The 4,351-nt window shown below is 64.7% G+C and carries 3 protein-coding genes and 1 pseudogene; 1 reads left to right on the top strand and 3 read right to left on the bottom strand.

Annotated features, from left to right (window positions below; genetic code table 11):
- From ACIQ42_RS16460 to ACIQ42_RS16450, 3 genes and pseudogenes are all read right to left on the bottom strand, one after another.
- Positions 1-524, bottom strand: a pseudogene (locus ACIQ42_RS16460) (homoserine dehydrogenase); the annotation flags it as partial.
- Entirely contained in the window at positions 521-1,741 is a 1,221-nt protein-coding gene (locus tag ACIQ42_RS16455; RefSeq protein WP_397423328.1) for an LL-diaminopimelate aminotransferase, read from the bottom strand. The gene ACIQ42_RS16455 and the pseudogene ACIQ42_RS16460, both read right to left, overlap by 4 nt.
- 122 nt (positions 1,742-1,863) lie before the next feature.
- The gene (locus tag ACIQ42_RS16450) at positions 1,864-2,307 is read right to left on the bottom strand and encodes a hypothetical protein (RefSeq protein WP_397423327.1); all 444 of its coding nucleotides are present in this window, start codon (positions 2,305-2,307) and stop codon (positions 1,864-1,866) included.
- A gap of 79 nt (positions 2,308-2,386) precedes the next feature.
- Between ACIQ42_RS16450 and phaC the strand changes: the two genes are divergently transcribed.
- Positions 2,387-4,327, top strand: coding sequence for a class I poly(R)-hydroxyalkanoic acid synthase (phaC, locus tag ACIQ42_RS16445; RefSeq protein WP_397423326.1), 1,941 nt, complete (start codon positions 2,387-2,389; stop codon positions 4,325-4,327).
- The last annotated feature ends 24 nt before the right edge of the window (positions 4,328-4,351 follow it).

Below are 4,351 nucleotides of genomic sequence, written 5' to 3'. Positions count from 1 at the left end.
CCCGTCGTCTCCATCTCGGTGAGGATGTAGTTGCAGGTGCCGTTCAGGATACCGACGATGGACTGGATATCGTCGCCGACCAGCGCCTCACGGACCACCTTGACGGCCGGCACACCGCCCATCACCGCGGCTTCGAACAGCAACGGCACGCCGACCTCTTCGGCCAGGGCGGCGAGTTCGGCGCCATGCACCGCGATCAGCGCCTTGTTGGCTGTGATCACCGGCTTTCCGGATTTGAGGGCCGCCTCGACCGCGGCCTTGGCCGGGCCGTCCGAGCCGCCGATCAACTCGACAAAGATGTCGCAGTCCGACGACGAGGCCAGCGCCACCGGATCATCGTGCCAGATCTTGCCCGAGATATCGCAGGACCGGGGGCGGCTGCGGGATCTTGCCGAGACCGCCGACACGGAAACAACGCCATCGATGGGCGCAAAACCCTTCCGCGTGTCGATCAGGTCCAGCAGCGCTGCGCCGACGGTGCCCAGGCCCGCAACGCCGATCCTCCAGGCCCTGGCGACCGTCATTGGGCGGCCAGGGCGTTGTGGGAGCGACCCAGGATTTCGTCGGCGTTGGACAGGAACTTCTTCACGTTGCGGGCTGCCTGACGGATGCGGTGTTCATTCTCGACCAGTCCGACCCGGACATAGCCCTCGCCATACTCGCCGAAGCCGACGCCAGGCGCCACAGCCACGCCCGCCTCCTCGATCAGCAGTTTGGAGAACAGCAATGAGCCGGCTTCCTTGAATTGTTCGGGCACCGGCGCCCAGGCGAACATGGACGCCGGGGGAGCCGGAATGTCCCAACCCGCGCGGCGCATGGAATCGATCAGGGTGTCGCGGCGCGCCTTGTAGATTCCCCGGATTTCCTCGATGCAATCGGTTGGCCCGTTCAGCGCGGCGGCGGCGGCCACCTGGATCGGCGTATAGGCGCCGTAGTCCAGATAGGACTTCACCCGCGCCAGGGCCGAGCAGATGCGAGCGTTGCCCACCACCATGCCGACGCGCCAGCCGGCCATGGCGAAGGTCTTCGACAGGGAGTTCACCTCGACGGCGATATCCTTGGCACCCTCGATCTGCAGCACGGACGGCGGCGGATTGTCGTCGAAATAGATCTCCGAGTAGGCGATGTCCGAGATCACCAGCAGGTCGTGCTTGCGGGCCAGGGCGATGGCGTCGCGGTAGAAGTCGAGATCCACGCACTGGGCCGTCGGGTTCGACGGGTAGGACAGAATCAACACGGTGGGCGGCGGCGCAGAGTGTTTCACGGCCCGGCTGACCCCGGCCAGATACTCCTCGGGCGACAGTGCCGGCACATGGCGGATTACCCCGCCGGCCATGATGAAGCCGTAGGCATGGATCGGATAGGCGGGGTTGGGGCAGATGATCACATCACCCGGCGCCGTCAGCGCCTGGGCCAGGTTGGCGAAGCCTTCCTTGGAGCCCAGGGTGGCGATCACCTCGGTGTCGGGATTCAGTTTCACGCCAAACCGGCGGTCATAGTAGCTCGCCATCGCGCGGCGCAGGCCGACGATCCCCTTGGAGGCGGAGTAGCGGCCGGCCTTGGGGTCACGCGCCGTCTCGATCATCTTTTCGACGATATGCTTCGGCGTCGGCATGTCGGGGTTGCCCATGCCGAAGTCGATGATGTCCACGCCCTCGGCGCGCAGGCGCGCCTTGATGCGGTTGACCTCTTCGAGGACGTAGGGCGGAAGTCTGCGGATACGGTGGAATTCAGGTGTCATTGCTAAAGCTCTTTCGCCGCAAGCGTCCGTGCGGCCGGTCTGCGAGCTGATGTAAAGCGTTGGATAGACTCCGGGCGGAAGTCAGCCAAGCCGGTTCAGGGATTTTTTGCCTCTCGCCGCGCTCACCGTGGCGGAGGCGGGGTAGCTCGCTCCCGGAGTTCACGCGCAAAAGCCTCTGCCTCACCGGGCTTGGGCGGTTCAATTTCGGGGCCGGCGTCACGACGGGCCTTTTCTACGAAGGCTTCTGTAGCCTGAAGGGTCCAGGTCTCCGGCGCGGTGGCGCGCATCAGATTATCGCCCGCCGCGGTCAGACCTCGGGCCGCCAGGCCGTACTGGACGAGCGGTCGAACATCCTCCGGCGTCTTTGGAATGTCGGCAAAGGTAGGGAACTGGCCCTCACCTCGCGTCAGACGCTCCACATCGCCGGCGACGGCGGATTTCGGATCGACGACAGCTTCCCGAAACGGCGTCGAGACGCAGGCGCCCAGCACCGCGCAACCGGCGACGATCGCCAGCGGCCGGGTCAGGCCGGCGACTTTCGGAAAAAACGGGCGCAACGCATTCATTTCGACCCCGGTCTTATGCGATGATTGCATCACGCGAAAGAGTGCGACCGATATACGCGCCGTTCTGGAGGACGACAGGATGAAAGAGCAGACCTCGGAGGCTCCGCGCAAGGGGGGCAAGAAGGCGGGTTCCAAGGGCGTCAAGAAGGCTCGGGCGGCCAGGGTCGAGAGCGGCGCTGCAGAAGTCGGCCCCCAACCGAAGCCCTCCTCACAGGCGCAGCCGGTATTCGAGAGCGCGGCCTTCAATCCCGAGCAGCGGGCACAGATCGAGGCCTTGTCCATGAACCTGGCGCGCGCGGCGCTGACCGCGCAGGGCGCCATCGCCGCGATGGCCCTGCGTCAGGCCGAACGGCCCGCCGCGTTGTCGCCGGACCCGTTCCATGTAGGCCCCGCCCTGACCCAGGTGATGGGACGACTGGCGGCGCAACCTGACCGGATGATGCGGGCGCAGGCCGATCTGTTCTCGAAGTACCTCGACCTCTGGCAGACGACCGCCCGGCGGGCGGCGGGCGATGCTGCGGACCCGGTCGTCGCGCCGGCCAAGGGAGACAAACGCTTCCTGGATCCCGACTGGTCCGACAATCCGGTGTTCGACGCGATCAAGCAGTCGTACCTGCTGACGGCCAATTTCCTGAACGACATGGTTTCGGACGTGGAGGGCGTCGACCCTCTGGAGAAACGGCGCGTCGAGTTTTTCATGCGGATGCTGACGGACGCCTTCGCGCCGTCGAACTTCCTGGCCTCCAATCCGACCGCGCTGCGCGAGGTCATGGCCACCGGCGGCCAGAGCCTGCTCAAGGGTATGGAGAATTTTCAGGCAGACCTGAACCGCGGCGGCGGCGCGCTTTCCATCGCCCAGACCGACTACGAGATGTTCAAGATCGGCGAGAACGTTGCGACGGCGCCGGGGAAAGTCGTTTTCCGAAATGAAATCATTGAGCTGTTGCAGTTTTCTCCATCAACGGAGCAGGTCTATGAGATCCCGCTTCTGATCTTCCCGCCGTGGATCAACAAGTTCTACATCATGGATCTGAGGCCCGAGAATTCGCTGATCCGCTGGCTCGCCAGCCAGGGCATTACGGTGTTCGTCGCTTCATGGGTGAACCCCGACGCCTCCCTGGCGACCAAGACCTTCGAAGACTACATGCACCAGGGCATCTACGAGGGCGTCGGCGCCGTCCTGAAGCAGGCGGGGGTGAGCCAGGTGAACACCGTCGGATATTGCATCGGCGGCACCCTCCTCTCCGCGACCCTCGCCCACATGGCGGTGAAGGGCGACACCTCCATCGGTTCGGCCACCTTCTTCGCGGCCCAGCAGGACTTCTCCGAGGCCGGGGATCTGCTGCTGTTCACCAACGAGGACTGGTTGAAGGACCTGGAGGCCAAGATGGACGAGGGCGGCGGCGTACTGTCCGGCGCGACCATGGCAGACACCTTCAACGCCCTGCGCGGCAATGACCTGATCTGGTCGTTCTTCGTCAACAACTACCTGCTCGGCAAGGAGCCAAAGCCCTTCGATCTGCTGTTCTGGAACTCCGATCAGACGCGGATGCCAAAGACACTGCACACCTTCTATCTGCGCAAGTTCTACGGCGAGAACGCGATGGCCAAGGGTGAACTGATGCTGGACAACGTTCGCATCGATCTCAGCCAGGTGAAGACGCCGATCTATGTGCAGTCGTCCAAGGAAGACCACATCGCGCCCGCGCGCTCGGTCTTCAAAGGGGCCAGACTCTTCGGCGGGCCGACCACCTTCACCATGGCGGGCTCCGGCCATATTGCCGGGGTTATCAATGCCCCCGTCGCACGCAAGTACCAGCACTGGATCAACCCCGCCCTGCCCGACTCTCTGGAGGAATGGCAGGCCGGCGCCGAGGAACACCCCGGATCCTGGTGGCCGCACTGGGCCGCCTGGCTTGGCGAGCGCTCCGGGGGGATGGTCCCGGCCCGCGATCCCGCGCAGGGACCATTCAAGCCGCTGGGTGATGCGCCGGGCGAGTATGTGAAGGTCAAGAGCTGAGGTGAAGATCGGGCAGTCCTGAGT

Source organism: Phenylobacterium sp. (genome assembly GCF_044372605.1).
Classification (GTDB): Bacteria; Pseudomonadota; Alphaproteobacteria; order Caulobacterales; family Caulobacteraceae; genus Phenylobacterium.
Note: the sequence above shows the minus strand (reverse complement) of the source record. Positions and strands in the feature narration are given on the sequence as shown.